General features: G+C 64.8%; 21 protein-coding genes and 1 pseudogene. 17 read left to right on the plus strand and 5 right to left on the minus strand.

Features of this window, described 5'->3' with window-relative positions; genetic code table 11:
- Window positions 1-85: 85 nt before the first annotated feature.
- From pyk to ACFPB1_RS15545, 3 genes and pseudogenes are all read left to right on the plus strand, one after another.
- A pseudogene (gene pyk / locus ACFPB1_RS15535) lies at window positions 86-1,096 on the plus strand (pyruvate kinase); the annotation flags it as partial.
- 123 nt (window positions 1,097-1,219) lie between these two features.
- On the plus strand, window positions 1,220-3,151 hold the full coding sequence (locus ACFPB1_RS15540) for an ABC-F family ATP-binding cassette domain-containing protein (protein WP_379226844.1): 1,932 nt from the start codon (window positions 1,220-1,222) through the stop codon (window positions 3,149-3,151).
- 363 nt (window positions 3,152-3,514) lie between these two features.
- Window positions 3,515-4,411, plus strand: coding sequence for a helix-turn-helix transcriptional regulator (locus tag ACFPB1_RS15545; RefSeq protein WP_379226846.1), 897 nt, complete (start codon window positions 3,515-3,517; stop codon window positions 4,409-4,411).
- Between the two features lie 104 nt (window positions 4,412-4,515).
- On the opposite strand, the gene ACFPB1_RS15550 is transcribed toward ACFPB1_RS15545, so the two are convergent.
- Window positions 4,516-4,968, minus strand: coding sequence for a Dps family protein (locus ACFPB1_RS15550; protein WP_379226848.1), 453 nt, complete (start codon window positions 4,966-4,968; stop codon window positions 4,516-4,518).
- A gap of 380 nt (window positions 4,969-5,348) precedes the next feature.
- On the opposite strand from ACFPB1_RS15550, the gene galU reads away from it, so the two are divergent.
- Together galU and ACFPB1_RS15560 are read left to right on the plus strand one after the other, a co-directional pair.
- Entirely contained in the window at window positions 5,349-6,221 is an 873-nt protein-coding gene (gene galU, locus ACFPB1_RS15555) for a UTP--glucose-1-phosphate uridylyltransferase GalU (RefSeq protein ID WP_379226850.1), read from the plus strand.
- Between the two features lie 66 nt (window positions 6,222-6,287).
- A complete protein-coding gene (locus ACFPB1_RS15560) occupies window positions 6,288-7,247 on the plus strand; it encodes a hypothetical protein (protein WP_379226852.1) in 960 nt (319 codons plus the stop codon).
- 90 nt (window positions 7,248-7,337) lie between these two features.
- Here ACFPB1_RS15560 and ACFPB1_RS15565 read toward each other — a convergent pair whose 3' ends face one another.
- Window positions 7,338-7,730 carry a DUF6220 domain-containing protein gene (locus ACFPB1_RS15565; protein ID WP_379226853.1) on the minus strand — a complete coding sequence of 131 codons (393 nt, stop codon included), beginning with the start codon at window positions 7,728-7,730 and terminating at the stop codon, window positions 7,338-7,340.
- A gap of 242 nt (window positions 7,731-7,972) precedes the next feature.
- On the opposite strand from ACFPB1_RS15565, the gene ACFPB1_RS15570 reads away from it, so the two are divergent.
- From ACFPB1_RS15570 to ACFPB1_RS15610, 9 genes are all read left to right on the plus strand, one after another.
- On the plus strand, window positions 7,973-9,103 hold the full coding sequence (locus ACFPB1_RS15570) for a GntR family transcriptional regulator (RefSeq protein ID WP_379226855.1): 1,131 nt from the start codon (window positions 7,973-7,975) through the stop codon (window positions 9,101-9,103).
- 140 nt (window positions 9,104-9,243) lie between these two features.
- Window positions 9,244-9,945: an L-ribulose-5-phosphate 4-epimerase gene (locus ACFPB1_RS15575; RefSeq protein WP_379226857.1), complete on the plus strand. Its 702-nt coding sequence runs from the start codon at window positions 9,244-9,246 to the stop codon at window positions 9,943-9,945.
- Between the two features lie 125 nt (window positions 9,946-10,070).
- On the plus strand, window positions 10,071-11,765 hold the full coding sequence (locus tag ACFPB1_RS15580; protein ID WP_379226859.1) for a ribulokinase: 1,695 nt from the start codon (window positions 10,071-10,073) through the stop codon (window positions 11,763-11,765).
- A 144-nt stretch (window positions 11,766-11,909) separates the two neighbouring features.
- Window positions 11,910-13,172 (plus strand): ankyrin repeat domain-containing protein, encoded by a 1,263-nt coding sequence (locus ACFPB1_RS15585; protein ID WP_379226861.1) that lies wholly within the window; start codon window positions 11,910-11,912, stop codon window positions 13,170-13,172.
- Between the two features lie 154 nt (window positions 13,173-13,326).
- Window positions 13,327-15,132, plus strand: a complete 1,806-nt coding sequence (locus ACFPB1_RS15590) for a sensor histidine kinase (RefSeq protein ID WP_379226863.1) — start codon at window positions 13,327-13,329, stop codon at window positions 15,130-15,132.
- 5 nt (window positions 15,133-15,137) lie between these two features.
- Entirely contained in the window at window positions 15,138-16,556 is a 1,419-nt protein-coding gene (locus tag ACFPB1_RS15595) for a response regulator (protein WP_379226865.1), read from the plus strand.
- A 298-nt stretch (window positions 16,557-16,854) separates the two neighbouring features.
- Entirely contained in the window at window positions 16,855-17,850 is a 996-nt protein-coding gene (locus ACFPB1_RS15600; protein ID WP_379226867.1) for an ABC transporter permease, read from the plus strand.
- Window positions 17,850-18,755, plus strand: coding sequence for a carbohydrate ABC transporter permease (locus ACFPB1_RS15605; RefSeq protein WP_379226869.1), 906 nt, complete (start codon window positions 17,850-17,852; stop codon window positions 18,753-18,755). The genes ACFPB1_RS15600 and ACFPB1_RS15605 overlap by 1 nt, the downstream gene beginning before the upstream one ends.
- Before the next feature lie 77 nt (window positions 18,756-18,832).
- Window positions 18,833-20,443, plus strand: a complete 1,611-nt coding sequence (locus tag ACFPB1_RS15610; protein ID WP_379226871.1) for an extracellular solute-binding protein — start codon at window positions 18,833-18,835, stop codon at window positions 20,441-20,443.
- 398 nt (window positions 20,444-20,841) lie between these two features.
- Here the strand turns inward: ACFPB1_RS15610 and ACFPB1_RS15615 are convergent, their stop codons facing one another.
- From ACFPB1_RS15615 to ACFPB1_RS15625, 3 genes are all read right to left on the minus strand, one after another.
- The gene (locus ACFPB1_RS15615; protein WP_379226873.1) at window positions 20,842-21,495 is read right to left on the minus strand and encodes a hypothetical protein; all 654 of its coding nucleotides are present in this window, start codon (window positions 21,493-21,495) and stop codon (window positions 20,842-20,844) included.
- A gap of 604 nt (window positions 21,496-22,099) precedes the next feature.
- Window positions 22,100-22,546 (minus strand): hypothetical protein, encoded by a 447-nt coding sequence (locus ACFPB1_RS15620; protein ID WP_379226875.1) that lies wholly within the window; start codon window positions 22,544-22,546, stop codon window positions 22,100-22,102.
- A gap of 172 nt (window positions 22,547-22,718) precedes the next feature.
- Complete coding sequence (locus tag ACFPB1_RS15625) at window positions 22,719-23,327, minus strand: superoxide dismutase (RefSeq protein ID WP_379226877.1); 609 nt, start codon at window positions 23,325-23,327, stop codon at window positions 22,719-22,721.
- 235 nt (window positions 23,328-23,562) lie between these two features.
- Between ACFPB1_RS15625 and rfbC the strand changes: the two genes are divergently transcribed.
- From rfbC to rfbD, 3 genes are read left to right on the plus strand one after another with little or no spacing between them, the layout of a single operon-like run.
- Window positions 23,563-24,120, plus strand: a complete 558-nt coding sequence (gene rfbC / locus ACFPB1_RS15630) for a dTDP-4-dehydrorhamnose 3,5-epimerase (protein ID WP_379226878.1) — start codon at window positions 23,563-23,565, stop codon at window positions 24,118-24,120.
- A 7-nt stretch (window positions 24,121-24,127) separates the two neighbouring features.
- Window positions 24,128-25,123 (plus strand): dTDP-glucose 4,6-dehydratase, encoded by a 996-nt coding sequence (gene rfbB / locus ACFPB1_RS15635; RefSeq protein ID WP_379226880.1) that lies wholly within the window; start codon window positions 24,128-24,130, stop codon window positions 25,121-25,123.
- A 24-nt stretch (window positions 25,124-25,147) separates the two neighbouring features.
- Window positions 25,148-26,008: a dTDP-4-dehydrorhamnose reductase gene (gene rfbD, locus ACFPB1_RS15640; RefSeq protein WP_379226882.1), complete on the plus strand. Its 861-nt coding sequence runs from the start codon at window positions 25,148-25,150 to the stop codon at window positions 26,006-26,008.
- The last annotated feature ends 285 nt before the right edge of the window (window positions 26,009-26,293 follow it).

The raw sequence follows: 26,293 nt of genomic DNA on the forward strand, positions 1-26,293 counted from the left end.
AATACTGTACTATAATACATCGCGCTCGCGCAATTGTTCCTCTACAATGAAAACAGGAATGAAAAAGATCGAGGAGTGAGCGTAAATGAAAAAGACAGCGATCGTTTGTACCCTAGGACCCGCGTGCTTGACGCCGGAAATGTTGGAGAATATGCTGCTTGCCGGCATGAATATAGCAAGGCTGAATCTGGCGCACGGGGAGCTGGACGACCATATGCAGCGCATCGAGATGGTGCGCGCGGCCGCGAAGAAGACGAACCTGCCCGTCTCCATCATGCTGGATATCAAAGGACCGGAGATCCGCACGGGGCTGCTGCAGGAGCCGTCCTACCTGCTGCAGGCCGGCGAATTCCTCACGCTGACGACGGAGCAGATCCAAGGCACGGAGAAACGGATCTCGGTCTCCTACGACCTCGCGCAGGACGTGAAGGTCGGCTCGCGCATCATGATCGACGACGGCCTGATCGAACTGCAGGTTGTCCGCATCGAAGGCTCCGACGTCGTCTGCCTCATTCAGAACGGCGGCATCATCAAGTCGCGCAAGGGCGTCAACCTGCCGGGCATCCGCACGAGCCTGCCGGGCGTGACGGAGCGCGATAAGCTGCACATCGCCTTCGGCATCGAGAACGGCGTCGACATGATCGCGATGTCGTTCGTCCGCCGCGCCGAGGACGTGCGCGAAGTGAAGGCGATGCTGGCCGAGAAGGGCGCGAGCCACATCCAGGTCATGTCGAAGATCGAGAACCAGGAGGGCCTCGACGAGCTGGAAGCGATCGTGGAAGCCTCCGACAGCATCATGGTCGCCCGCGGCGACCTCGGCGTCGAGATTCCGATCGAGGATGTGCCGCTGGCGCAGAAGAAAATGATCGAGGTCTGCAACCGCGCCGGCAAGTTCGTCGTCACGGCGACGCAAATGCTGGAATCGATGCAGAACAACCCGCGTCCGACCCGCGCTGAAGCGTGTGACGTGGCGAACGCGGTATGGGACGGCTCCGACGCGGTCATGCTCTCGGGCGAGACGGCGGCGGGCAAATATCCGCTCGAGGCGGTCCGCACGATGGCGGCGATCGCGGTTCGCGCCGAGCAGGCGCGGGACCAGCTTGCCAAGAAAGATTTGATCGGCGCGTAGGCTTCGTTTAAAGTGAATAAAGAAGGCAAGCGTTGCGCCGCCCTTTGGGGCGGCGTTTGGCGTATCTATTAACGTTAGGCGGGAGCAATCATGCACGTATTGACGGTTGATTATATTTCGAAGACTTACGGCGAGAAGGTGCTGTTCCAAGACGTGTCGTTCGGCGTGGAGACGGGCGATAAGATCGGCATCATCGGCGTCAACGGCACCGGCAAATCGACGTTTTTGCAGGTGGTCGCGGGACTGGAGCCGCCCGATTCGGGCACGATTCTGACGGCCGGCGGCGCGACGGTGCGGATGCTGGCGCAGGATCCGAAGTTCGACCCCGAGGAGACGGTGCTGGACCATGTGCTCGGCGGCGATTCCGCGCCGATGCAGGCGGTCCGCGCGTACACGGAAGCGCTGCGGGCGCTGGAGCTGAAGCCCGGCGACGAGGCGCTGCAGGAGCAGCTCGTCCGCGCCAACCAGCGGATGAACGAGCTGGACGCCTGGGGCATCGAGAGCGATGCGAAAATCGCGCTCTCGAAGCTCGGCATCCAGCACTACGACGCAAAGCTCGGCGTGCTGTCCGGCGGGCAGCGCAAGCGCGTCGCGATGGCGGCGGCGCTCATCCAGCCGGCCGACGTGCTGCTGCTGGACGAGCCGACCAACCACATCGACAACGAATCCGTCGCCTGGCTGGAAGGCATGCTGCAGAAGCGCAGGGGCGCGCTGCTCATGATCACGCACGACCGGTACTTCCTGGACCGCGTCAGCAACCGGACGCTCGAGCTCGACAAGGGCCGCGCGTACTTCTACACGGCGAACTACAGCCGTTTCCTCGAGCTCAAGCTGGACCGCGAGGAGCGGGAGGCCGCGTCGGAGGCGAAGCGCCAGAACCTGCTGCGCAATGAGCTGGCGTGGATGCGCCGCGGCGCGCAGGCGCGCTCGACGAAGCAGCAGGCGCGCATCCAGCGCTTCGAAGCGCTGAGCGCGCAAGGGCCGGAGAAGGCGGCCGGCAAGCTGGAGATGTCCGTCGCGTCCTCGCGGCTCGGCAAGAAAATTCTCGAGATCGAGGGACTGCGCAAATCGTTCGAGGGCCGCGCCGTGATCGACGGCTTCAGCTACATCGCGGTGCCGGAGGACCGCGTCGGCATCGTAGGGCGCAACGGCCTCGGCAAGTCGACGCTGCTGAAGCTGATCGCGGGCAAGCTGGAGCCGGACGCGGGCACCGTCACGCTCGGGCCGACGGTGAAGCTCGGCGTCTTCTCGCAGGAGCGCGAGGAGATGGACGAGTCGCTGCGGGTCATCGATTACATCCGCGAAAGCGCGGAGCAGGTGACGACGGCCGACGGCACGACGATCACGGCTGGCCAAATGCTGGAGCGGTTCCTCTTCCCGCCGGCGCAGCAGTGGACGCCGATCGCGAAGCTGTCCGGCGGCGAGAAGCGGCGGCTGCAGCTGCTTCGCGTGCTGATGGAGGCGCCGAACGTGCTGCTGCTGGACGAGCCTACCAATGACCTCGACATCCTGACGTTGACGGTGCTCGAGGATTATTTAGACGACTTCCCGGGCGTCGTCTTCACGGTGTCCCACGACCGGTACTTCCTGGACCGGACGGCGGAGCGGATCTTCGCCTTCGAAGGGAACGGCATCATCGAGCAGCATGTCGGCAATTTCTCGGATTATCAGGCGTACGCGGCCGCGCACGGCGCGCGCGCCGCGGACGCCGCCGAGCGCAGGGCGGAGAGTGAAACGCCGAAGCGGCCGGCGGCCGAGCCGGAGCAGGAGCCGGCCAAGCCGACGAAGATGTCGTACAAGGAGCAGAAGGAGTTCGAGACGATCGACGCGGACATCGAACGGGCGGAGGACGCGCTGCGGCAGGTGCAGGCGGATATGGAGGCGGCCGGCAGCGATTCCATGCGGCTGCAGGAGCTGATGACCGCTCAGACGGAGGTGGAGGCGAGGCTCGAGACGCTGATGGAACGCTGGACGTACCTGAACGAGCTGGCCGAGCAGATCGCGGCGAACAAGAAGAAGTAAGCGGCTAGCTCCGTACGGGCGACGGCCGGCTGGCCAGCCAGCAAGGACAGACCGGAACCGGATAAGCGTGTTGAACTGCACCCCGATTGTCAGACGCCCTCTAACAATCGGAGGTGCAGTTTTTTATAGCGCGATCGCGTTCTGCCCGGGAACTTGCCGGGGCTAAGCGCAGCATCCGGAGGGAGGCGTTGACCCCGTGCGCCAGCCGATCCGCAGCGCCTCCTTGAATCGCCTCGGACTGTGGAGCGCATTCGAATCATAATGGTATACTGAACGCAACGTAGGGGGGGAATAGCCGAAATTTTCGCGATCGCAGCCTCCGTGCCCCGCATAACCGCCTCGTCCGGGAAAGGAAGGGACCTCATGAGCATGCTGCAATTCACGGTGCCGCCGCTGCCGCATTACATGCTGGGCGGGACAGCGCAATACGGGCCGGGCGAACGGCACGTCAGCCGCCGCAACGTCGGGGTGTTCGGCCTGCTGTTCGTCCGCGAGGGCTGCCTGTCTATGGCAGAGGAGGACCGGGAATTCGAGGTCGACGAAGGCTGCGCGCTGATTCTGCGTCCGGACCGGCATCACTGCGGGACCAAGGGCTGCGCCGAGCCGACGTCGTGTTACTGGCTGCATTTTCGGACGACGGGAAGCTGGGCCGCCGCGGACGACGCGGACGACGAGCCGCCCCGGCACGGAGAGGAAGCCGATGGCGAGAAACGCGCACCGGCGCTATGGACGTACGACACGCACGCCTTCCGGATCCGCGTCCCCCAATTCGTCCGGCTGTCCCAGCCCGAAATAGCCGAGGAGCTGTGCGGGCAGCTGGTCCAGCTGAACCAGAGCATCCATTCCGGCAGCGCGAAGTGGAGCCAGCAATCGGTGTTCCAGGAGCTGCTGCGGCAGCTGTCCGCGTCCGCGGCCGAGGACGAGGCGACGCCCGCCGCGGCGTGCGCGGACCAGGCGGCCGCCTACCTGCGCAAGCATTACCGGGAGCCGTTGACGGCGCAGGAGCTCGGCGAACGGCTCAATTTCCACCCCGTGTACATCGCCCGCTGCATGCATCGCTACTACGGCTGCCCGCCGATGGAATACCTGCTCCGCTGCCGCATCGAGCAGGCGAAGCTGCTGCTGCTGCACACCGACCGCCCCGTCGCCCGCATTGCGGAGGAAGTCGGGTTCAATCAGGCAGCCTACTTCACTTCCTGCTTCACCCGGGCGGAGGGGCTGTCCCCGCGCAAGTTCCGGCAGCGGTTCGCGTACGGCTGACGCCGGATGGGAACGCCCAAAAGACCGACGCTCGCGGGATGTACCGCGAATGACGGTCTTCGAGGAGTCGGAATGCCGGTCCGGCTGCCGGCTTGCCCGGCTCCTTAGCGTCCGTTGAACGCTTTAAGCATCCAAATGTGCTTCTCGAGCGATTTGTGGATGGCGAGCAGCAGGTCGCCCGTCGTATCGTCGCCCGCTTCGGCCGACACTTCCATGCCTTCCTTCAGCTCGGCTGCCACCTTTGTGAAGTCCTCGATGAGGATGTCCACCATCTCGGAAGCGGATTCGCTGCTCGAGGCTTCCTTCACCGTCGAATGCTCCAGATACTCGGTCATCGTGGCGAGCGGCTGACCGCCGATCGCGAGCAGGCGCTCCGCGATGTCGTCGACGTGCAGCGTTGCTTCCTCGTACAGCTCCTGGAATTTCACGTGCAGCGTGAAGAACTGGTTGCCTTTGACGTACCAGTGGTAGTTGTGGAGCTTCACGTACAGGACGCTCCAGGTCGAGATTTGTTTGTTCAGGATCGTTTGCAGTTTTTTCGTCGGCATGTTCGGCATCTCCCTTTGTCATAGAATGCGCGTGTCGTGCGCTGCCCCGGCGCTGCGCGCTGTCAGCCCTCCGGCGTTCCGTGCGGTCCCCGCGGCCCCGGCAGGATACCCAATTATTGTGCCGTATCGCCCGGCGAAATAATCGCGGCGGGCGAATCGCGGGAGCGGCCGCGCTCTTCTCTTCTTAACCGCGGTCCTTCGATGCTGAAACTCAAATAATAATAATTTCTAAATTAAAATTATTATAAATAAGCTCGTTTGTCAATACCCGCTGCCATGATCCCGTGCGGATTCCGCGCGCGGCGCGATGCGCTAGCGGCGGCGCAGCCGGGATGAACGGTATAAATCCGGCCGATCTGGCAACACAAGAAGAGAGGAGAACGATACTAATGGCACATACACGCGTACGAAAAGCAATCATACCGGCCGGGGGACTGGGCACGCGCTTCCTGCCGGCCACGAAGGCGCAGCCGAAGGAAATGCTGCCGCTCATCGACAAGCCCGCCATTCAATACATCGTCGAGGAAGCGGTCGCCTCCGGCATCGAAAGCATCATGATCGTCAGCGGCCGCAATAAGCGGGCGATCGAGGACCATTTCGACAAATCGTTCGAGCTCGAGGCGGAGCTCGAAGCAAGCGGCAAGGCGGAGATGCTGGAGCTCGTCCGCGGGATCTCGCATCTCGCGGAAATCGTCTACATCCGGCAGGGCGCGCCGCTCGGGCTCGGCCACGCCGTGCTCTGCGCGCGGCGGTTCGTCGGCGACGAGCCGTTCGCGGTGCTGCTCGGGGACGATATTTTGCAGTCCAGCCGGCCTTGCCTGGCCGAGATGATCGATCTGTACGAGGAGCGGGCGTCCTCGGTCGTGGCCGTTATGGATGTGCCGTGGGACCAGACGCATAAGTACGGCATCGTCGACCTCGCGGAGGCCGGCGGCGGCCGGCTGAAGGGGCTCGTGGAGAAGCCTGCGCCGGCCGAAGCGCCGTCCAATCTGGCGATCGTCGGCCGTTACGTGCTGGAGCCCGGCATTTTCGAGCTGCTGGAGCACGCCAAGCCCGGCAAGGGCGGCGAGATTCAATTGACGGACAGCCTGCAGCGGCTGAACCAGACGAACCCGATGACCGCGTTCCGGTTCGAAGGCCAGCGCTACGACGTGGGCGACAAGCTCGGCTTCGTCCAGGCGACGATCGATTTGGCGCTGCGCCGGAGCGATCTGGCGGACGACGTGCGCCGCTATATGATCGAACGGCTGCAGCAAGACTAGCGCCGGCGGTCCGGAAGCGCCCCTTCGGCGCGTCCCCGCCGGCAGAAGGCGAGGATGACGTTGAGGATGAATCGAAAACAGATGCGCAACCGGACCGTGCTGCTGTCGGCATCGCTGTTGGCCGGCATGGCGATCGGGCTGTGGATGAACGAACGGATGCCGGAGCGGCAGGAGCTGCCGGCGGCCGCGAAGGCAGCGGACGAGCCGGCCGGCGCTTCGCAGACGGCGGGCGCGGACGCGGCGGACATGCGGCACGGGCATGGGCATGACGATGCGGCGGATGATGCCGCCAGCGGCGCCACGGACATGTCCGGCATGGCGGCCAGCGCGGATACCGCGGCTTGGGCGTGGCCGGATGGCGCGCCGCAAGCCGGACAGGCCAGCACGCTGCGCGTGACGATCACGGACGCCGCGGGCAAGCCGGACGCCGGGCTGCGGGTCAACCACGAGAAGAAGCTGCACGTGATCGTCGTCAGCCAAGGGCTGTCGACGTTCCTGCATTTGCATCCCGCGGAGACAGCGGAGCCCGGCGTGTTCGAAGGGGCCGTGACGTTCCCTTCGGCCGGCCGGTATAAGCTCATCGCCGATTTCACGTCGGCGGATGGGACGCAGCAATGGCGGAGCGCCTGGGTGCGGGCCGAAGGCGGCGGCGGAGCCCGCCTCGAGGAGCCGGCGCTGGCCGTGGACAAGCGGCTCGAGCGAACCGCGGACGGCGTGGCCGTCAAGCTGTCGTTCGACCGCGAGCCGAAGGCGGGCGAGGCCGTGAAGCTTGCCTTCTCGTTCGCGGACGCCGCGAGCGGCGAGCCGGTCCGCGACCTGCAGCCGTACCTCGGCGCCGCCGGGCACGTGGTCATTCTCGGTGCCGGTGCGGACGACTATCTGCATACGCACGCGATGAGCGCGGCCGGCGGGCCGGTCGCGGAGTTTCACGCGACGTTTCCGAAGCCGGGCCTCTATAAGCTGTGGGGGCAGTTTCAGCGGAACGGCCGCGTCCTGACGGTGCCGTTCGTCGTCGAAGCCGCCTAGCGAGGCGGCGGAGTATCGGCCGGCACGCTGCCGGCAATCCAGAAAAAAGCCGTTCGCGAAAACGATTGCGTTTCCGCGAACGGCTTTTTCTTATGCGCGCGAACCGCGGCGCCAGGCCCGGTACGCGCGCATCGCCGTCGCGGCGGCGAGCCAGAACATGGCGACGGCGATGACGGGATGCAGCGCGGACACGTACGGGGCGTCCGCGCCGATGTGCGCCGTCATATACTGGAGCATGACGAGCACGAATAGCGCGAGCGAGTACCAACGGACGGCTCCGCCGACGCGGCCGAAGAACGTAAGGATGAACGCGGCGGCCGGGACGAATTCGAAGACGTGCACGAACGATGTATGGTCCTTCCAATGCGCGGCGTCGACCAGGACGGCCATGCCGGCCAGATACGTCTGCGCGGCGACGCAGAGGGCGAACAGCACGGCGAGCAGGAACACGGCGAGCCGGACGTAGCGGTTGCCTTCGGACATGCGGGCTTCCTCCTTCGGGGCGGGAAATGGCGATGCGTTGCTTTTATAGAATGGGCAGGACTTCGCTTCTATTGTAAGGTGCTCACGCGCGCGCCGTATATTGCCCTTAGGTCTAGTTTTGCATGCGTTCCGCCTCAGAATCCTTCCGTCCGCTTCGCGGCAACAGGTACGTACAAGCACGCGGATATGCTATACTAGTCCATACAAGTGAAGATCTGCAAGCAGAATGAACGAGGTGCCGCGTGAAGGAACAGCAAACGCCGAAATACCGGCAATTGAAAGAAGAAATCGTCTCGTGGATCGCGACGGCGCAATTCAAGCCGCACGACAAGCTCCCGTCGGAAAACGAGATCGCCGCCCGCTTCGGCTTCAGCCGGCAGACGGTGCGCCAGGCGCTCGGCGACCTGGAGGCGGAAGGGTGGCTCTACCGCGCCCAGGGGAAAGGGACGTTCGTGGCCGAGGCGGAGCTCGGGCAAGGGCGGCCGGAAGCGCAGCGGAAGCTGACGATCGGCATGATGACGACGCATATCTCGGACTATATCTTCCCGACGATCGTCCGCGGCGTGGAATCCGCGCTGCGCGCGCACGGGGCGCGGCTCCTGCTCGCGAGCACGGACAACGAGAAGGAGCGCGAGCGGGAAAGCCTGGAATCGATGCTGCTGCAGCAGCAGCTCGGCGGGCTGATCGTCGAACCGACGAAGAGTGCGGAGGGCAACCCGAACCTGGATTATTACTTGGCGCTGGAGGCGCGGCGGATTCCGTACGTCATGCTGAACGAGCGCTACAGCGACCTCGACGCTCCGTGCCTGAAGGTCGACGACGAGCTCGGCGGGTACCGGGCGGCGGAGCATCTGGCGAAGCTCGGCCATCGGCGGATCGCCGGTTTTTTTAAGACGGACGACTTCCAGGGCGTCTACCGGATGCGCGGCTTCATGCGCTGCCTGCGGGAGCGGAAGCTGGCGCTGCAGCCGGACTTCCTCGTCCGGTACGCGACCGAGGAGAAGGACGCCAAGCCGGCCGAGGCGCTTGCGGAGCTGCTGCGGCGGCCGGCGGACGCGCGGCCGACGGCGATCGTCTGCTACAACGACGAGCTGGCCGTCCGCCTGCTGGACATCGTGCGGCTGAGCGGCTTGTCCGTACCGGCCGACCTGTCGATGGTCGGCTTCGACGACGCCAGCCTGGCGACGGCGACGGAGGTGAAGCTGACGACGCTGGAGCATCCCAAGACGCGGATGGGCGAGGACGCCGTGGCGCTGCTCATGCGATGCATGAGCGGGCAAGCCGAGGCTGGCGAGGCGGGCGACGTCGTGTACGATCCGAAGCTGATCGTCCGCCAATCGACGGGCCCGGCGCCGGAGACGGAGGCGAAATAAAGCAGTCGACACACTTGTACGTACAAGTTATAATGAAGACGATAAAAGCAGCGGCGAGTCAGCGCGGGGCTGGCGCGGGCGAAATCGCGTTCAGCGGTGCCGAACGTCCGCCTTGCAGCCGCGGGGAGGAGAATGGACAAATGCTGGAATCGTTGAAGCAAGCCGTGTGGGAAGCGAACATGGAGCTGCCGCGGCACGGGCTCGTCACGTTCACGTGGGGCAACGTCAGCGCCATCGACCGCGCCAGCGGGCTGGTGGCCATCAAGCCGAGCGGGGTGCCGTACGCGGAGCTGCGCCCGGAGCACATCGTCATCGTCGATCTGCAGGGGAATCCGGTCGATGGCGGCCTGCGCCCGTCGTCCGATACGCCGACGCACGCCGCCTTGTACCGGGCGTTCGAGGGCATCGGCGGCATCGTGCACACGCATTCGCCCTGGGCGACGAGCTGGGCGCAGGCCGGACGCGGGATCCCGGCGCTCGGCACGACGCACGGCGATTATTTTCACGGGGAAATCCCGTGCACGCGCCCGATGACGGAAGCGGAGATCCTCGGCGCGTACGAGCTCGAGACGGGCAATGTGATCGTCGAGACGTTCCGCGAGCGCGGCATCGACCCGAACCGCGTGCCCGCCGCCCTCGTGTACAGCCACGCGCCGTTCTGCTGGGGCAAGGACGCGCATAGCGCGGTCCATAACGCCGTCGTCGTCGAAGAGGTGGCCAAGATGGCGCTGCATACGTTCCAGCTGAATCCGGAGGCCGGGCCGATGGACCGGCAGCTGCTGGACCGCCACTACTTGCGCAAGCATGGTGCAAACGCTTACTACGGCCAGTCGCAGGGCTGAGCGCGAAGCTGGCGCGACTTTGCAACGCATCGCAGCGCGCTAATACGTAACGCCTTTATACGTAACGCACTTATACGCAGCACGCATACCGAACGCATTCCTAACCCGGAAGGAGCCTTCTTAAGATGACGCAAAAATACGCAATCGGCGTGGACTACGGCACGGAATCCGGCCGCGCGGTGCTCGTGCGCCTGGCCGACGGCGCGGAGATCGCCGAGCACGTCACCCCCTACCGCCATAACGTGATCGACGAGCGCCTGCCCGGCACCGGCCTCAAGCTGGAGCACGATTGGGCGCTGCAGCATCCGCGGGACTATATCGAGGTGCTGGAACAGTCCGTCCCGGCGGTCGTGCGCGAGTCCGGCATCGATCCGTCCGAGATCATCGGCCTCGGCATCGACTTCACGGCCTGCACGATGCTGCCGGTCGACGAGGCGGGACAACCGCTCTGCTTCGAAGAGGCGTACGCCGCCAACCCGCACAGCTGGGTGAAGCTGTGGAAGCATCACGCGGCGCAGGACGAGGCGGACCGCATCAACGAGATCGCGGCAGCCCGCGGCGAAGCGTTCCTTCCCCGTTACGGCGGCAAGATTTCGTCCGAGTGGATGCTGGCGAAAGCGTGGCAGATTCTGAACGAGGCGCCGGACATCTACGAACGGGCGGATCAGTTCGTGGAAGCGGCGGACTGGGTCGTCGCCCAAATGACGGGCCGCATCGTGCGCAACAGCTGTACCGCGGGCTACAAGGCGATCTGGCATAAACGGGACGGCTATCCGGGCCGCGAATTTCTGAAAGCGCTTGATCCGCGGCTCGAGACGCTCGCCGAGACGAAGCTGCGCGGCGACGTGATGCCGCTCGGCACGAAGGCTGGCGAGCTGACCGCCGGCATGGCCGCGCGCATGGGGCTTGCCGCGGGCACCGCGATCGCCGTCGGCAATGTCGACGCGCACGCGGCCGTGCCGGCCGTCGGCGTCGTGACGCCGGGCAAGCTCGTCATGGCGATGGGCACGTCGATCTGCCACATGCTGCTCGGCGAGGAGGAGAAGCAGGTCGAGGGCATGTGCGGCGTCGTCGAGGACGGCATCATTCCAGGCTACTACGGCTACGAAGCGGGCCAATCCGCGGTCGGCGACATTTTCGCCTGGTACGTGGACGAAGCGGTGCCGGCCTACGTCGCCGAGGCGTCGACAGCCGAGGGCATCGGCGTGCACGAGTGGCTCGAGCGGGAAGCGGCCAAGCTGAACGTCGGCGAATCCGGCCTGCTGGCGCTGGACTGGTGGAACGGTAATCGCTCCGTTCTCGTCGACACGAACCTGACGGGCGCGATCGTGGGCCTGACGCTGCTGTCGAAGCCGCAGGAGATCTACCGCGCCCTGCTCGAGGCGACGGCCTTCGGCACGCGCAAGATCGTCGACGCCTTCCAGGCGAACGGCGTGGACGTGGACGAGCTGTACGCCTGCGGCGGCCTGCCGCAGAAGAACCGCCTGCTCATGCAAATCTACGCGGACGTCACGAACCGCGAGATCAAGGTCGCGGCTTCGAAGCAGACGCCGGCGCTCGGCGCGGCGATGTTCGGCGCCGTGGCGGCCGGCGCGGCCAAGGGCGGGTACGACAGCGTCGTGGACGCCGCCGCCGCGATGGCCCGCGTCCGCGAGGAGACGTTCAAGCCGATCCCGGCGAACGTCGCGGCCTACGAGAAGCTGTACGCGGAGTACAATCGGCTGCACGATTACTTCGGCCGCGGCGCGAACGACGTCATGAAGCGGCTGAAGGCGATCAAGGAAGAAGCCGCGCGCCGATCGCCGGATGCGGTAGGATGATCGGCTAGAACCGGACTTCTCGCATTTTGCTGCACAGCGGGCAGCGGAGAAAGCGTACAATAGGTAGGAACATGCAATTGGAAGGTCGCAAGAGGAAACGCACATTTTGGCCCGATTCGGGCGATGCGGAGGCGGGTAACGGCGATGGAACCCCGGGAACGGTTTGTGGAAGCGGTCCGAGACGGAGAGGTCGAGGCGGCCGCGAGGCTGCTGGAGGAATATGAATCTTTACGAGAAGGCGTGAACGAGCCGTGGTTCTCGTTCGATGCGCCTGCCATCGTGGCGGCCGCGGCAATCGGCAGCCGCGCCATGGTCGATCTGCTGCTGGCGCACGGCGCCGATATCAACGCGAAGAGCGGCTGGTGGGCCGGCGGCTTCGGCGTGCTGCATCATGACCATCGCGAACTGTCGCGGTATTTGATCGAGCGCGGCGCCGAGGTCGATCCGCACGCGGCCGCGGCGCTCGGCATGCTGGACGCGCTGCGCGCGTTCGCGCGGGAAGATCCCGAATTCGCCAACCGGCGCGGACCCGACGGCCAAGTGCCGCTGCACTTCGCGTCGTCGAAGGCGGTCATCGATTTCCTGCTCGAGCACGGCGCCGACATCGACCGGCGCGACGTCGACCACGGCAGCACGCCCGCGCAGTGGGCGGCGAACGACGCCGAGAAGTGCGGCTACCTCGTCGCCCGCGGAGCGAAGCCGGACATCTTCATGGCGGTCATGCTCGGCGACGAGGCGCTGGTCGACCGGCTGCTGGCGGAGGATCCGGGCTGCATCGACGCCCGGATCGGCGAAGGCGAATTCACGTCCGGCGAGTCGGACGGCGGCCATATCTACGACTACGTCATCGGCCGAACGTTCACGCCGCTCTTCCTGGCCGCGCACCGCGGCCATGCGGGCATCGCGGCAAAGCTCGCGAGCCTGAGTCCGCTCGGGCAGCGGTTCCTGCTCGCCTGCGGCACGGCGGACGCGGAGCGCGCGCGGGCCATGCTTCGCGAGCATCCGGACCTGATCGCCTCGCTCTCGCCGCAAGAGCAAGGCCTGCTCGCGGACGCCGCGTGGGATCAACGGCTGGCGGCCGTCGGCCTCATGCTGGAGGCCGGCTTCCCGGTCGATGCCCGCAGCCAGGGCTTCACGGCGCTCCACCGGTCGGCGATGCGGGGGAACGCCGCCATGGCGCGGCTGCTGCTCGAGCACGGCGCGTCCCTGAGCGTGCCGAACGACTACGGCGGCAACGCGCTGTCCAGCTGCGCCTGGGGCTCCCTGCACATCCGCGATCCGCGCGGCGATTACGCCGAGGTCGCGTCGCTGCTGGCCGCGGCGGGCTCTCCGCTGCCGGCGGAGGCATCGGGCAGCGGCCCGGTCCGGGAGGTCCTGCTCCGCGCCGGCGTTCCCGGGACGGACTGACGGCCCGCCGCCAGTCTCGCCGCCGCCGCCCGGCCAAGCAAATATTAGTGCCATTCAGCCCGCCTCCGGCGGGCTGAATGCGTTTTCATGAACCCTCTCCGATGCTATAATAACGTCGATGGACGTCATAACCGGAGCCGGGGGAGACTCGCCCATGAACGTACTGCGCAAGCTGCCCATCCGCGGGCAAATGTATATGATCGCGCTGCTGACGATGGCCGTGTTCGTCGCGATCCTGCTGTTCAACTACAACCGCAGCGCCTCCTTCATCTCCAAAAACAACGAAGTGTACACGAACGATATATTCGGGCAGATGGAGCAGACGATTCTGTCCAACTACGACGTCGTCAAATGGCTGACGTACAACATCGCTTACAATAAATCGATCCAGGATTACCTGTTCGACGAGGACATGCTGTCCAAGGTGCAGCGGTATCCGACGATCAAGAACCTGTTCTTGAATCTCTCGACGGTGAAGCCGGGCATCTCGGACTTCGTCGTCGTCGGCAAGAACGGCGACTGGTTCTCGCTGCAGGGCTCGTCCGCCAGCGAGTTCGGCGATTTCATGCCGAAGAAGGCCGATTCCTACTTCTCCAAGGCGGAGGAATGCAAAAGCCCCGTCGGCGCTTCGAGCTACTGCTTCGCGGTCGGCACGAATATTTTCTCGAGCGACCTGAAGCGCGAATACACGAACGTCATCGGACGGATCATCCTGATCATCGACGTGTCGACGCTCACCGGGGGATACGACCTGAAGTCGCTGCAGCCGGGCACGGACCTCTACCTGCTCGACCGGACGGGCCGCATCTTCATGAGCAACGACCGCGGCATGATCGGCAAGCCGTTCGAGATGCCGCCGATGACGGGCAACAGCGGCGTCGTCCGGCTGAACGGCGAGCTGACGCATGTCCAGGTGGACGAGCTGCCGCAGATCGGCGGCCGGATCGTCCGGGTCATCCCCGACGACGTCTTCTTTCGGGACATCCGCAAGCTGCAGCGGGAGACGCTCCTGGCGCTGGCCGCGGGCATCCTGCTGCTGGCCGTGCCGTTCCTGCTCATCCTGAACAACATGATCTTCCCGATGCGCAAGCTGTACCAATACCTGCGCATCAGCGACAGCGGCGACCTCAACAAGCGGATCGACCTGCGCGGCTCGGCCGAGGCGGCCGTCATCGGCAACCGGTACAACCAGATGCTCTCGAGCATCCAGCATTTGACCCGGCAGCTGGTGGAGTCGAACGAACGGCTGTACCGGACGGAGATCGAGAAGAAGCAGGCCGAGTTCGATTTTTTGAAAAGCCAGGTCAATCCGCATTTCCTGTACAATACGCTTGACGCCATCCGCGGCATCGCCGCGGAGCGCGAGGTGCCGGAGATCCGGGACATGACGCGGTCGCTGTCGCGGATCTTCCGCTACAGCATCAAGGGGCACGACATCGTGCCGCTCGGGGAGGAGCTTCGGATCGTCGAAGCGTTCATGAACATCCAGACGATCCGCTTCTCGCACCGGTTCCGGTTCGCTTGCGCCGTGCCGGACGCGCTGCTCGCGGTGCCGGTGCCGAAGATGATCCTGCAGCCGATCGTCGAGAACGCCGTCTACCACGGGCTCGAGCCCCAGTACGAGCTGGGCACGCTGACGCTGACGGCGGCGGCGGAAGGCGGCGAAGCCGGCGGCGCGGCGGGAGCCCGCGGCCACGACGGCGGCGCGGTCCTGGTGCTGACCGTCCGCGACGACGGCGTCGGCATGGACGAGGCGCGGCTTGCGGACGTCCGCGAGCGGCTGAGGACGGCCGGCGGGCGCGGCGGGGAACCGGACGGCAGCCGGGGCATCGGGCTGGCGAACGTGCATCATCGGCTGCAGTTTCTTTACGGAAGCGATTACGGCCTCGCGATCGACGGCCGGCCAAGAGCGGGAACCGAAGTGACGCTCCGCATCCCCATCTCCGAAGGAAGGCGGTGATTCGCATGTATAAGGCCATGCTCGTGGACGACGAGCAGTGGGTCGTGGCCAATCTGCGCAGCGCGGTGGATTGGGCGCGGTTCGGCTTCGAGATCGTCGGCACGGAGACGCACAGCCCGACGGCGCGCGAACGGATCCGGGAGCTCCGTCCGGACGTGGTGATCGTCGATATCCGCATGCCGGAGATCAGCGGGCTCGAGCTGATCAAGCAGTGCCGGGAGTACCGGCCGGACATGCTGTTCATCGTGGTCAGCGGCTTCGCCGAGTTCTCGTACGTGCAGAAATGCTTGAATTTGGGCGCGATCGGCTACTGCCTGAAGCCCGTCGAGGAAGAGGAGCTCGCGCCGCTGCTTAAGAAAGCGAAGGACATCCTGGACGAACGGGCGGAGAAGGACGTGCCGTCCATGCTCGAATGCTTGCTGGAGGATTCGCCGGCGGGCCTGGAGCGATTCGCGCGGCTGCTGGCGCAGGCGGGCATCGAGCCCTCCCGGGGGATGCGCGTGGTCGCGGCCGTGAACCTCGAAGGCCCCGAGCCGCTGCCGCCGCACCGCCACGTCAAGCTGAGCGGGCGCGGCGGCAGGAGCCTGTATATCGCCCAGGAGGACGCGCGGGCGCCGCTGCTGGAGCATTTGCGCCGGTACGAAGGCAAGTTCGCGGGCATCGGCCTCAGCCGGCCCGTGCACCGCGCCGACGCGGTCAAGCCTGCGATCGAGGAAGCGGAGATGGCGGCCTGCCAGTATTTCATCGCGGGCAAGCCGGCGGTGTGCCAGGCGGGCGAGCCGAAAGGGTACGGGGACTTCAAGGGTCTGTCGGAGGCGCTTCGGAAGCGGGACATGTCCGAGCTGGCGAAGCTGTACGAGGATTATGCCGGCTGGTTCCGATCGGGCGCTTACCGGATCAAGCACGCGTTCTTCCTGTACAACACGGTCCTGACCGCCATCATCCAGGAGCAGCGGACGGACGCGGAGCGGCTGGAGGACTACCTGCTGATCGATTACGAGCGGCTGATCGAGCGCTACGAGAATCTCGGCGAGCTGCTGCGCGACCTGCAGCGGATGACGACGGCCTATCTGGGCGGCCTGTACGTCCAGGGGCAGGGACAGATCCGCAGCGAGGCATTCCTCGCGGTGCTGCGCTACGTCAACGACCACTACAACCGGAACCTGACCCTGCAGATGCTCGCGGACGAGTTCTACATGAACCGCAACTACATCGGCCAGCTCTTCATCAAGCACGTCAGCCGGTCGTTCACCGACTACCTGGCCGAGCTGCGGATCCGGCGCGCGTGCGAGCTGCTGCGGGACAGCAATCTGCCCGTGCACCGGGTCGGCGAAGAGGTCGGCTATCACGACGCGTATTACTTCAGCAAAATCTTCAAAAAGATGACCGGCAGGACACCTAGAGCTTACAGGACGAACGAGTGAGCGAACCTGCCGCGGTCAAGCGGGACGAGGGGCCTTTCTCCGGGTAACGGCGGGAAGGGCCTCTTTTTGTCCTTCGCCTGGCCGTCGCTAAGGCCGCGGGACCGGAAAATGGACGATTGCGCGATAATATTGTCTTCTCGCTCGCGATTGCCTGCCGCGGGCGGAGCATGCCCGGCAAAAGAGCAATGTCCCGCACAAAATCGGCTGTTTTCCGTTGGTAGTAAGCGCTTTCAAACTTGACTAAAATGGGAGTTGTCAATACGGCGACAGCATACCCGAAGGCGAGGAGAGGTGCAGGATGAATGGAACGGTTTCGCGCGAAGGGACGGTTCAGCCCGGCTACGGCGCTCCGCCGCGAACGGAGGACGAGAAGCGCTTGAAGCGGGCGCGGCTGTGGCGGCGAGTGAAGCAGTACCGGGTGTTCTACCTGCTGCTCATTCCGGTCGTCGCATTCTACGCGGTCTTCTCGTACGTGCCGATGTACGGCATCACGCTGGCGTTCAAGAAGTACATGTTCAACAAAGGCGTGCTGCATAGCCCGTGGGTCGGGCTGGACAATTTTCGGTACATTTTCCGCTATTCGGACTTCTGGACGGCGTTTCGCAACACGGTTCTGATCAGCTGCGGCCGGCTGCTCGTCGAGTTTCCGATGGCGATCATCATGGCGCTGCTGCTGAACGAGATCGCCCGCTCGAAGCTGAAGCGGCTGTACCAGACGGTGTTCACGTTCCCGCACTTTCTGTCGTGGGTTGTGCTCGGGGGCATATTGGTCAACATTCTCGGCAACACGGGCGCGATCGCGACGCTGTTCGCGAAGCTCGATCTGCCTTACGTCAGCTTCCTCGGCGATCCCGCCACGTTCCGGCCGCTGCTGTACGTGACGAACATCTGGAAGGAAGCCGGCTGGGGCGCGATCATCTATTTCGCGGCGATCGCGGGCATCAGCCCGGAGCTCTACGAGGCGGCGTACGTCGACGGGGCGAACCGCTGGAAGCAGATGCTTCATATCACATGGCCGTCGATCCGCGGCGTCGTCGCGATGATGCTCATCCTGGCGGTCGGCGGCATCATGGACGGCGGCTTCGACCAGATCTTCAACCTCTACAGCGCGCCGGTCTACCAGGTCGCGGACACGCTCGATACGTTCATGTACCGGCTGTCCTTCGCGGGCCGCGTCAATCTCGGCTTCGGCATCGTGACGGCGGTCGGCCTGTTCAAATCGGTCATCAGCCTCTGCCTGCTCGTCATCGCCAACCAGCTCGTCAAACGTCTCGGACAGGAGGGACTCGTCTAATGGCCGACGCAACCTTAACGAACCCGTCCGGGCACGGGGATCGCCTCGCGAACCGGGGCAAGAGCCGGGCGGACCTGCTGCTGCACGCGATCTTCATCGTGCTCGGCATCTGCGCCGTCTTCCCGTTCTATACGGTCATCATCACGTCGTTCGGAACGCCGAAGGGGATGCTGCTGCCGACGCACTTCACGCTGGAGGGCTACAAGCAGATTATCGAATTCGGCATCGGGCGGGCGTTCGTCGTCTCGTCGCTGGTCACGCTGACGGGCACGGCGCTCAGCCTCACCCTGACGATCATCGCGTCGTACGCGCTGTCCAAGAAGGCGATGCCCGGGCGCAACGTGCTGATGACGATCATCATCTTCACGATGTTTTTCGGCGGCGGCCTCATCCCGTATTACTTGACGGTGAAGGGCGTCGGCCTGTACAACAGCTACCTGGTCATGATCTTGCCGTCGGCGATCAGTACGTATTACGTTTGGATCATGATGAGCTTCTTCCGGGACTTCCCGGCGAGCCTGGAGGAATCGGCGCGGATCGACGGCGCCGGCGACCTGACGATTCTGCTGCGGATCGTCATCCCGACCTCGCTGCCGGTGCTCGCGTCCATCTCGCTCTTCTACGCGGTGGACCGCTGGAATGACTGGTACGGCCCGATGCTGTTCCTGACGGACTCCGACAAGTACCCGCTGCAGCTGATGCTGCGGAACATCCTGATGAACATCAGCCAGATTCTGAGCAAGAACGTCGGCATGTCCGCGGTCGACCAGTCCAAAATCAACATTCCCCAGGAAGCGATGCAAATGGCGGCGATCGTCATCGCGAGCTTCCCGATCATGGCCGTCTACCCGTTCCTGCAAAAGTATTTCGCCAAGGGGGTGATGGTCGGCTCCATCAAGGGCTGACGATCTGTCCGAACGCGACACGCACGCAAGCGTTACGTGACCATTGCGGGGTCAATCCATTAGAGGAGGCAATCGCCATGAAGAAAGGCCAAACCTTAGCCGCGGGCATCGCGAGCCTGGCGCTCGCCGCAAGTCTGCTCGCCGGCTGCAGCTCGAATTCCGGGAACGGGGGGACGGACAACGCTCCGGCCGCGTCCGATAACGGGGCCGACGCGGGCTCGAACGGGAACGCGAACGCCGCGCAGGACGATCCGTTCAAAGAGCATTTGGACATCTCGCTCGCCTTCTACGACATCGCCACCTCGATCAAAGCCGACCAGCCCGATCCGATGCTCCAAATGATCGAGAAGAAATTCAACATCACGATCAAGCCCGTGAACGAATCGTGGGGCGACTACGGGGACCGCACGAAGCTGTGGGCGGCTTCCGGCCAGCTCCCGGACGCGTTCTTCTTCGACCAGACGAGCGGCGATCTCGTGAACCAATGGGCGGACCAGGGCATCATCAAGCCGCTGCCGGACGACATGAGCCCGTACCCGAACCTGAAGAAATACGTCGATCTGCCGGACGTGGCCGGCGCCGCGGCGGCGGACGGCAAAAACTACTTCATCCCGCGCATGCTGGCCAACCGCAACGAGCTGCCGATGGACCGGGGCATCGAGATCCGCAAAGACTGGATGGAAGAGCTCGGCCTGCAGGACCCGACGACGTACGACGAGCTGAAGAACGTGCTGAAGACGATCGCCGACAAGAAGAACGTCATCGGCATCACGGCCGGCGGCATCGGCTGGATCCGCGAGAGCGTGTTCCAGAATATCAACCCGGCGTCCACGTGGTGGCAGAAGGTGAACGGCCAATGGCAGCCGGGCTGGATGGCGGACGGCTTCGCGGAGCAGGTCGCGCAGATCCGGGACCTGTACCAGTCCGGCCTGCTGGATAAGGACTTCGCGCTGCCGAACGTCGACGCGCAGAATAAGTTCATGCAGGGCAAGGCGGCCGCGTACGTGACGACGCCGAAGACGATGAACGCCGAGCCGGCGCTCTGGAACAAGGCGAACCCGAACTCCAACATTCTCGATCACGTGAAGATTCTGAACCCGGTGCCGGCAGCGGACGGGAAGAACTACCTGTACGGCTACTTCGACTACTGGTCCGGCACGCTGTTCAGCGGCAATACGTCGGACGAGAAGCAGGCGCGCCTGCTGGCCCTGATGGATTGGCTCGCCTCGCCGGAAGGGCAGAAGATAACGCGCTACGGGCTGCAGGGCGTGGATTGGGAGTCGAACGGCGACATGGTCACGAACAAGCACCAGGACGAGAAGGATTTCGACCTGATGAAGCTGTACCCGTCCAACAACGTGTTCGGCTCGCTGGCCATCTGGTCGGACGGCAACAAATACGTCGAGGGCTATCCGGCGACGGAGACGGGCAAAGTCCAGGAGTACATCGACAAAGTCGAGGCCGAGCAGCTGCAGTCCGGCGAGAAGCCGCCGATCAACTGGATCGTCAACGCTTACGCGAGCTCGCTCAACACGGGCGGCGGGGACTTGGACGCCTTGGTCACGAAGCTGGTCATCGGCAACGAGGACATCAAGGCGGCCATGAAAAAGTACGCCGACGAGCAGATGGGCCTCGGCCTCGCGGACGCGATCAAGGCTGTCAACGACAAGTATCCGGACGAGAATTAAGCGGCGAGGACGCGGCTTAGCCGCGGAATGACGGGCTAGCCGGGATTTCCGGGATGCGGAGACTGCGGAAGCGCCGCGAAAGCGGGGGCAGCAGGAGAAGCGGAAGCGAAGGGGGCGGCCGGTTCGGCCGCCCCTTTTGCTTGTGATGAGACGAGGTTTGTCCCCGTTTGCGAAGGTGTTCCCGGACAAGGAGGCGGCGGCCGAGGGTTGAAGCCTGGAGCCGAAGCCGCCGCGCCGGACCGGAGGCCAAGCGCCGGACAGCCGCGCGCATCGCATGCGAACGACAGGTGGCCTGCGGCAAAACGGCCCTCCCGGGCCAAACCGGGTTCGGTTTGGCGGGGAGGGCCGTTCGGCGCGTTTGCGCCGGCGAAGCGGGCAGCCTGCGGCCGAGGGCCGGATCAGGCCTGCTCTTCCGCTTCCAGCCGCTGCAGCTCCGCGAAGTTGTTCTGGACCTGGTTCGCGTAGTCGAAGCCGGCCTCTTCGGCGCGCGGTCCGCGCACGAAGATCTCGAGGCCGACGGCGTCGCCGGCGCGCACCGGGAGGTACAGCAGCGTCTGCGGAATCGGGCGGCCGTTCAGGCGGACGATGGCCTCGACGTTGCCGGCGATGGCGACGCCGTCCACGGCGACGATGCGGCCGTTAAAGCCGATGCGGACGATGCCGGTGGCGGCCAGCGCCTGGCCGACGCTCATGCCGGGGAAGTGCCGCACATTGTAGACGTTGGTCAGCCACGGGAAGAAGTTGCCGCCGTTCACGAACACGCGGACGAAGCCGAACGCCGGCGGCGGGAACGGACCCGGGCCCGGAATCGGAATGGGGAGCGGAATCGGGAACGGCCCTGGGAACGGACCGGGGCCGGGGAATGGCGGCGGAGGCGGGAAGCCGGGTCCGCCAGGGAAACCCGGCCCGCCGGGACCGCCGGGGAAGCCCGGCCCGCCGGGTCCGCCGGGAAAGCCCGGACCGCCGGGCATGCCAGGGAAGCCCGGCCCGCCGGGTCCGCCGGGGAAGCCCGGACCGCCGGGCATGCCGGGGAAGCCCGGACCGCCGGGCATGCCGGGGAATCCCGGCCCGCCGGGTCCGCCAGGGAAGCCCGGTCCGCCGGGCATGCCGGGGAACCCCGGCCCACCGGGGCCGCCGGGACCGCCGGGACCGCCAGGGAAGCCCGGTCCGCCGGGCATGCCGGGGAACCCCGGCCCACCGGGGCCGCCGGGACCGCCGGGACCGCCAGGGAACCCCGGACCGCCGGGCATGCCAGGGAATCCCGGCCCGCCGGGCGGCGGGGTCATGCCGCGCGGACCGCCGCAGCCGCAGCCTCCGTTGCGATTGGTGTAGCCCTCGGGCGCGCCGGGAACAAACGTATAGTTGTACATGCTTCGAACTCCTTTTCGCACGCAAGGATAGGTGAATATCTCGGTTCAGCTTATGCGGCAGGAGCCTATCCCGTGTCGTTTTTCCCCAGGCCCGACTATCTCCGCCCGCACCGGCATGCATAGAGACGTTCGGCCGTGAACTGTCGAAGGCGCTGCAGCCGCAGCCGCCGCAGGCTTGCCGGTACCGGCGGTTGACCGCGGCAGGGCACGCAAAAAAGGGCAGCCGAACCTCGCTTCGGCTGCCCTTCCCGCTGCGCGCATCGGCGCGCCTTCATTGGTTTTCGCTTCACTCGTGCCGGTAAATCAGCTTACGCAGCGTCTCCGCATCCTGCTCGGAAATTTCCCACCCCTGCGAGCTATGTTCAGAATCGACGAGCAGCCCTCTCCGGCCGTCTTCGTCGTCGATGTTCAGCACGTACGTCTGCTCCGAATCGTCCTCGAAAGTGAGCATCATGCGGAACAAAGCTCCATAATCGAGTTCTCCCGGCATTTTCTCCGCATCGCTCAAGACCTGCACGAACGTCCGAATCTCCGCGGCATTTGAGATGACCCTCGACTGAAACGGCGGCTCATCCATCCGCTGGCACAGCTCTGCGCACGTCAGCTCGATCTTCGTCACGGCGGCGCCCGGCAGGCTCGCCTTGAATCGTTCGCCGCCGGGCGGCGAGCAGGCCGCCGCCGCGAGCATGAGCAGCAGCATCGGTAGCAGCAGGTACCGTTTGCCCTTTCGCATATGCCAAGTCCCCCTTTATTTGAAGCGAAGCGCTTGACTTCTAAGACGGCGGCAAGCGCGGGAAGGTTTCGGCAATGCACCGCCCCGAGCGGCATCAAGCCGGCGCTTGGCGCGGACATAAGAACACCCCCGCACCAGAGAGGCGCGGGGGTGTTCGTGTCGCAAAAGCGGCTTATTTCGCGGAATCGTAACGCTTGCCGACTTCCGCCCAGTTCACGACGTTCCAGAACGCGGCGATGTAGTCCGGGCGTTTGTTTTGGTATTTCAGGTAGTACGCGTGCTCCCAGACGTCCAGGCCGAGGAGCGGCGTGTCGCCTTCCATGATCGGGCTGTCTTGGTTCGGCAGGCTGTATACTTTCAGCTTGCCGTTGCTCAGCGCGAGCCATGCCCAGCCGCTGCCGAAGCGCGTCGTAGCCGCTTTCGCGAAGTCGGCTTTGAGTTGCTCGAAACCGCCCAGCTCGTTTTGGATCGCGTCGGCCAGAGCGCCCGTAGGCGCGCCGCCCGCGTTCGGGCCGATCGTTTCCCAGAAGAGGGAGTGGTTCGCGTGGCCGCCGCCGTTGTTGCGGACAGCCGTGCGGATCGCTTCCGGCACGCTGTTCAGGTCGGCGATCAGGTCCTCGACGGATTTGTTTTGCAGCTCGGGAGCGGATTCCAGAGCAGCGTTGAGGTTCGTAACGTAAGTGTTATGATGACGGTCGTGGTGAATCATCATCGTCGTTTCGTCGATATGCGGTTCAAGAGCGTTGTTTGCGTAAGGCAAAGCTGGCAGTTGATGGGCCATTGTCAATAACCTCCTAATAGATATGTAATTTCCTTCTCATTATCTCCGTTCCTGTCCAATAAATCAACATAAATGTTTGTAAAGTCGGTTTGGCCATTTATCGGCGCCGGAACATCCTCTAGCATGAACATTTCCCCGTTTTTCCATACCGTACTATCTTCGCGGACGAGCTTCGAGGCAAGACAAACTCCACCGGAATATACATAAGTACCAACGTTGAAAGGGGTAAGGCCGAATGAAGGTGTCGGACGCGGGTCTACCCGGCGTGAAAATCATCGAGCCCGGCGTTATCCAGGATGCCCGCGGCTTCTTCATGGAGAGCTACAACCGGGATGCGCTGCTGCGGCACGGCATCGCGGCGGCGTTCGTTCAGGATAACCACTCGCTGTCCGCGGTGCCGGGCACGCTGCGCGGCCTGCACTATCAGCTGGAGCCGCAAGCCCAGACGAAGCTCGTCCGGGTGACCGCCGGCCGCGTCTTCGACGTCGTCGTGGACATTCGCCGCGGCTCCCCGGCGTTCGGACGCTGGGAAGGGTTCGAGCTGTCGGCGGACAACAAGAAGCAGCTGCTCGTCCCGCAAGGCTTCGCGCACGGGTTCGTCACGCTCGAGCCGGATACGGAAGTGCTCTATAAAGTCGACGCGTACTACTCGCAGCCCCACGACCGCGGCATCGCCTGGGACGATCCGGAGCTCGGCATCGCCTGGCCGATCGCGCCATCGGTGCTGTCGGCCAAGGACGCGAAGCATCCTCCGCTCCGCGAGGCGGACATCAATTTTACTTACTCGAGGTGAGGACAGCGTGAAATTGCTGATTACGGGCGGAGCCGGCTTCATCGGCAGCAACTTCGTGCATTACATGCGCAAGGCGCATCCGTCCTATACGCTCCTGAACGTGGACGCGTTGACGTACGCAGGCAACATAACCAATTTGGACGGCATCGAATCGGATGCGCGCTACCGGTTCGTCCGGGCGGACATCCGGGACGCCGCCGCGCTGGAACCGCTCTTCCGGGAGGGCGTGGACGCCGTCGTCCACTTCGCGGCGGAATCGCATGTCGACCGGAGCATCCTGCAGCCCGACGTGTTCGTGACGACGAACGTCCTCGGCACGCAGACGCTGCTGGAGCTGGCGCGGACGCATCAGGCCGGCAAATTCGTGCAGGTGTCCACCGACGAGGTGTACGGCACGCTGGGCGCGGCCGGCCTATTCACGGAGACGACGCCGCTCGCCCCGAACAGCCCGTATTCCGCGAGCAAGGCGGCGGCCGATCTGCTCGTGCGGGCTTATCGCGAGACGTACGGCATGGACGTGAATATCACGCGCTGCTCCAACAATTACGGGCCGTACCAGTTTCCGGAGAAGCTCATCCCGCTCATGATCGCGAAGGCGCTGCGGGATGAACCGCTGCCGGTGTACGGCGACGGGCTGAACGTGCGCGACTGGCTCTACGTCGAGGACCACTGCTGCGCGATCGACCTTGTGCTGCACAAGGGCGTGCCGGGCGAAACGTACAACGTCGGCGGCCGCAACGAGCGGACGAATCTGGAGGTCGTGTCGACGATTCTGGAGGCGCTCAGCAAGCCGGCTTCCCTCATCACGCACGTGCCGGACCGGCCAGGCCACGACCGGCGGTACGCGATCGACGCGGACAAAATCCGCGCTGCCCTCGGCTGGGCGCCGCAGTACCCGTATGAGCGGGGCATCCGCGCCACGATCCAGTGGTACGTGGACCATCCGGCCTGGATGGCCGATATCGCCTCCGGCGCGTACCGCCGCAAGAACGAAGGACATTAAGCTAAGGCAAGGAGCGGGATGGACATGACAACGAGACCGATGCGCATCATCGTCACGGGAGCGAACGGGCAGCTGGGCCAAGAGCTGCTGCGGCTGCCGAATCTGGAACGGCAGGGCGTCAGCCTGCTCGGCTTCGGCCGCGGCGGGCTGGACGTGACGAGCCTGCAGAGCTGCCGCGAGATCGTCAAGCGGTACCAGGCAGACGCCATCATCCACTGCGCGGCGTATACGGCCGTGGACAAGGCGGAGTCCGAGCCGGACGAAGCGTTCCGCATCAACGCGGAGGGGACGCGCAATATCGCGCTCGCCGCGAAGGAGTTCGGCGCCAAGCTGCTCTACGTCAGCACGGACTACGTGTTCGACGGCGCGGCCTCGGAGCCGTACAAGGAAGGCGACGCGACGCATCCGCGCACCGTCTACGGCCGCTCGAAGCTCGCGGGAGAGCGCGAGGTCCAGGCGGTCGGCGGGCGGGTGTTCATCGTCCGGACCTCCTGGGTCTACGGCAAATACGGCCGCAATTTCGTCGAGACGATCCGCGGCCTGGCGAAGACCCAGGACGAGATCCGGGTCGTGAACGACCAGTTCGGCTCGCCGACCTATACGCGCGACCTGGCGGAGTTTCTGATCCGGCTCGCGCGGACGGACCGGTACGGCCTCTATCATGCGAGCGGCAGGGGCGTCTGCACGTGGTACCAGTTCGCGCAGGCGATCTTGGAGGACGCCGGCGTCCGCGGCGTCAAGCTCGTACCCTGCGCGACGGCGGAAAGCCCGCGGCCCGCACCGCGGCCGGCGTATTCCGCGCTGGAGCACGGCGAGATCAAGCGGCAGGGGCTCGAGGATCTTCGCCATTGGCGGGAGGCGCTGTTCGCGTATATGCGCGATTGAAGCGCGGAGGGCGGCAAGTCGTCCGTCCCAGCGGGCGGAGTCTTGAAGGCAGGGAGACGCGCGCCCGGTCATGTAAGCGGTTAAGACCTGTCCTCGCCTAGCAGTCCCGGTTCCGCGCGCAAGGTCCGGTATCGGCATCGAACGGAATAGGGAAACACAAAAGGGACAACGCCGGTTGTTCCTTTTTGCCTTTTTCGACATGGCGCGAGAACGGCAAAGCGCCCGGTGCTGGCGAGTCGTTCCTTGGTTCCCAGAGTAAACGCAGCCAACAATATGAAAGCGCTT

The organism is Paenibacillus sp. GCM10023250, assembly GCF_042653205.1.
Lineage (GTDB): Bacteria > Bacillota > Bacilli > Paenibacillales > Paenibacillaceae > Paenibacillus_Z.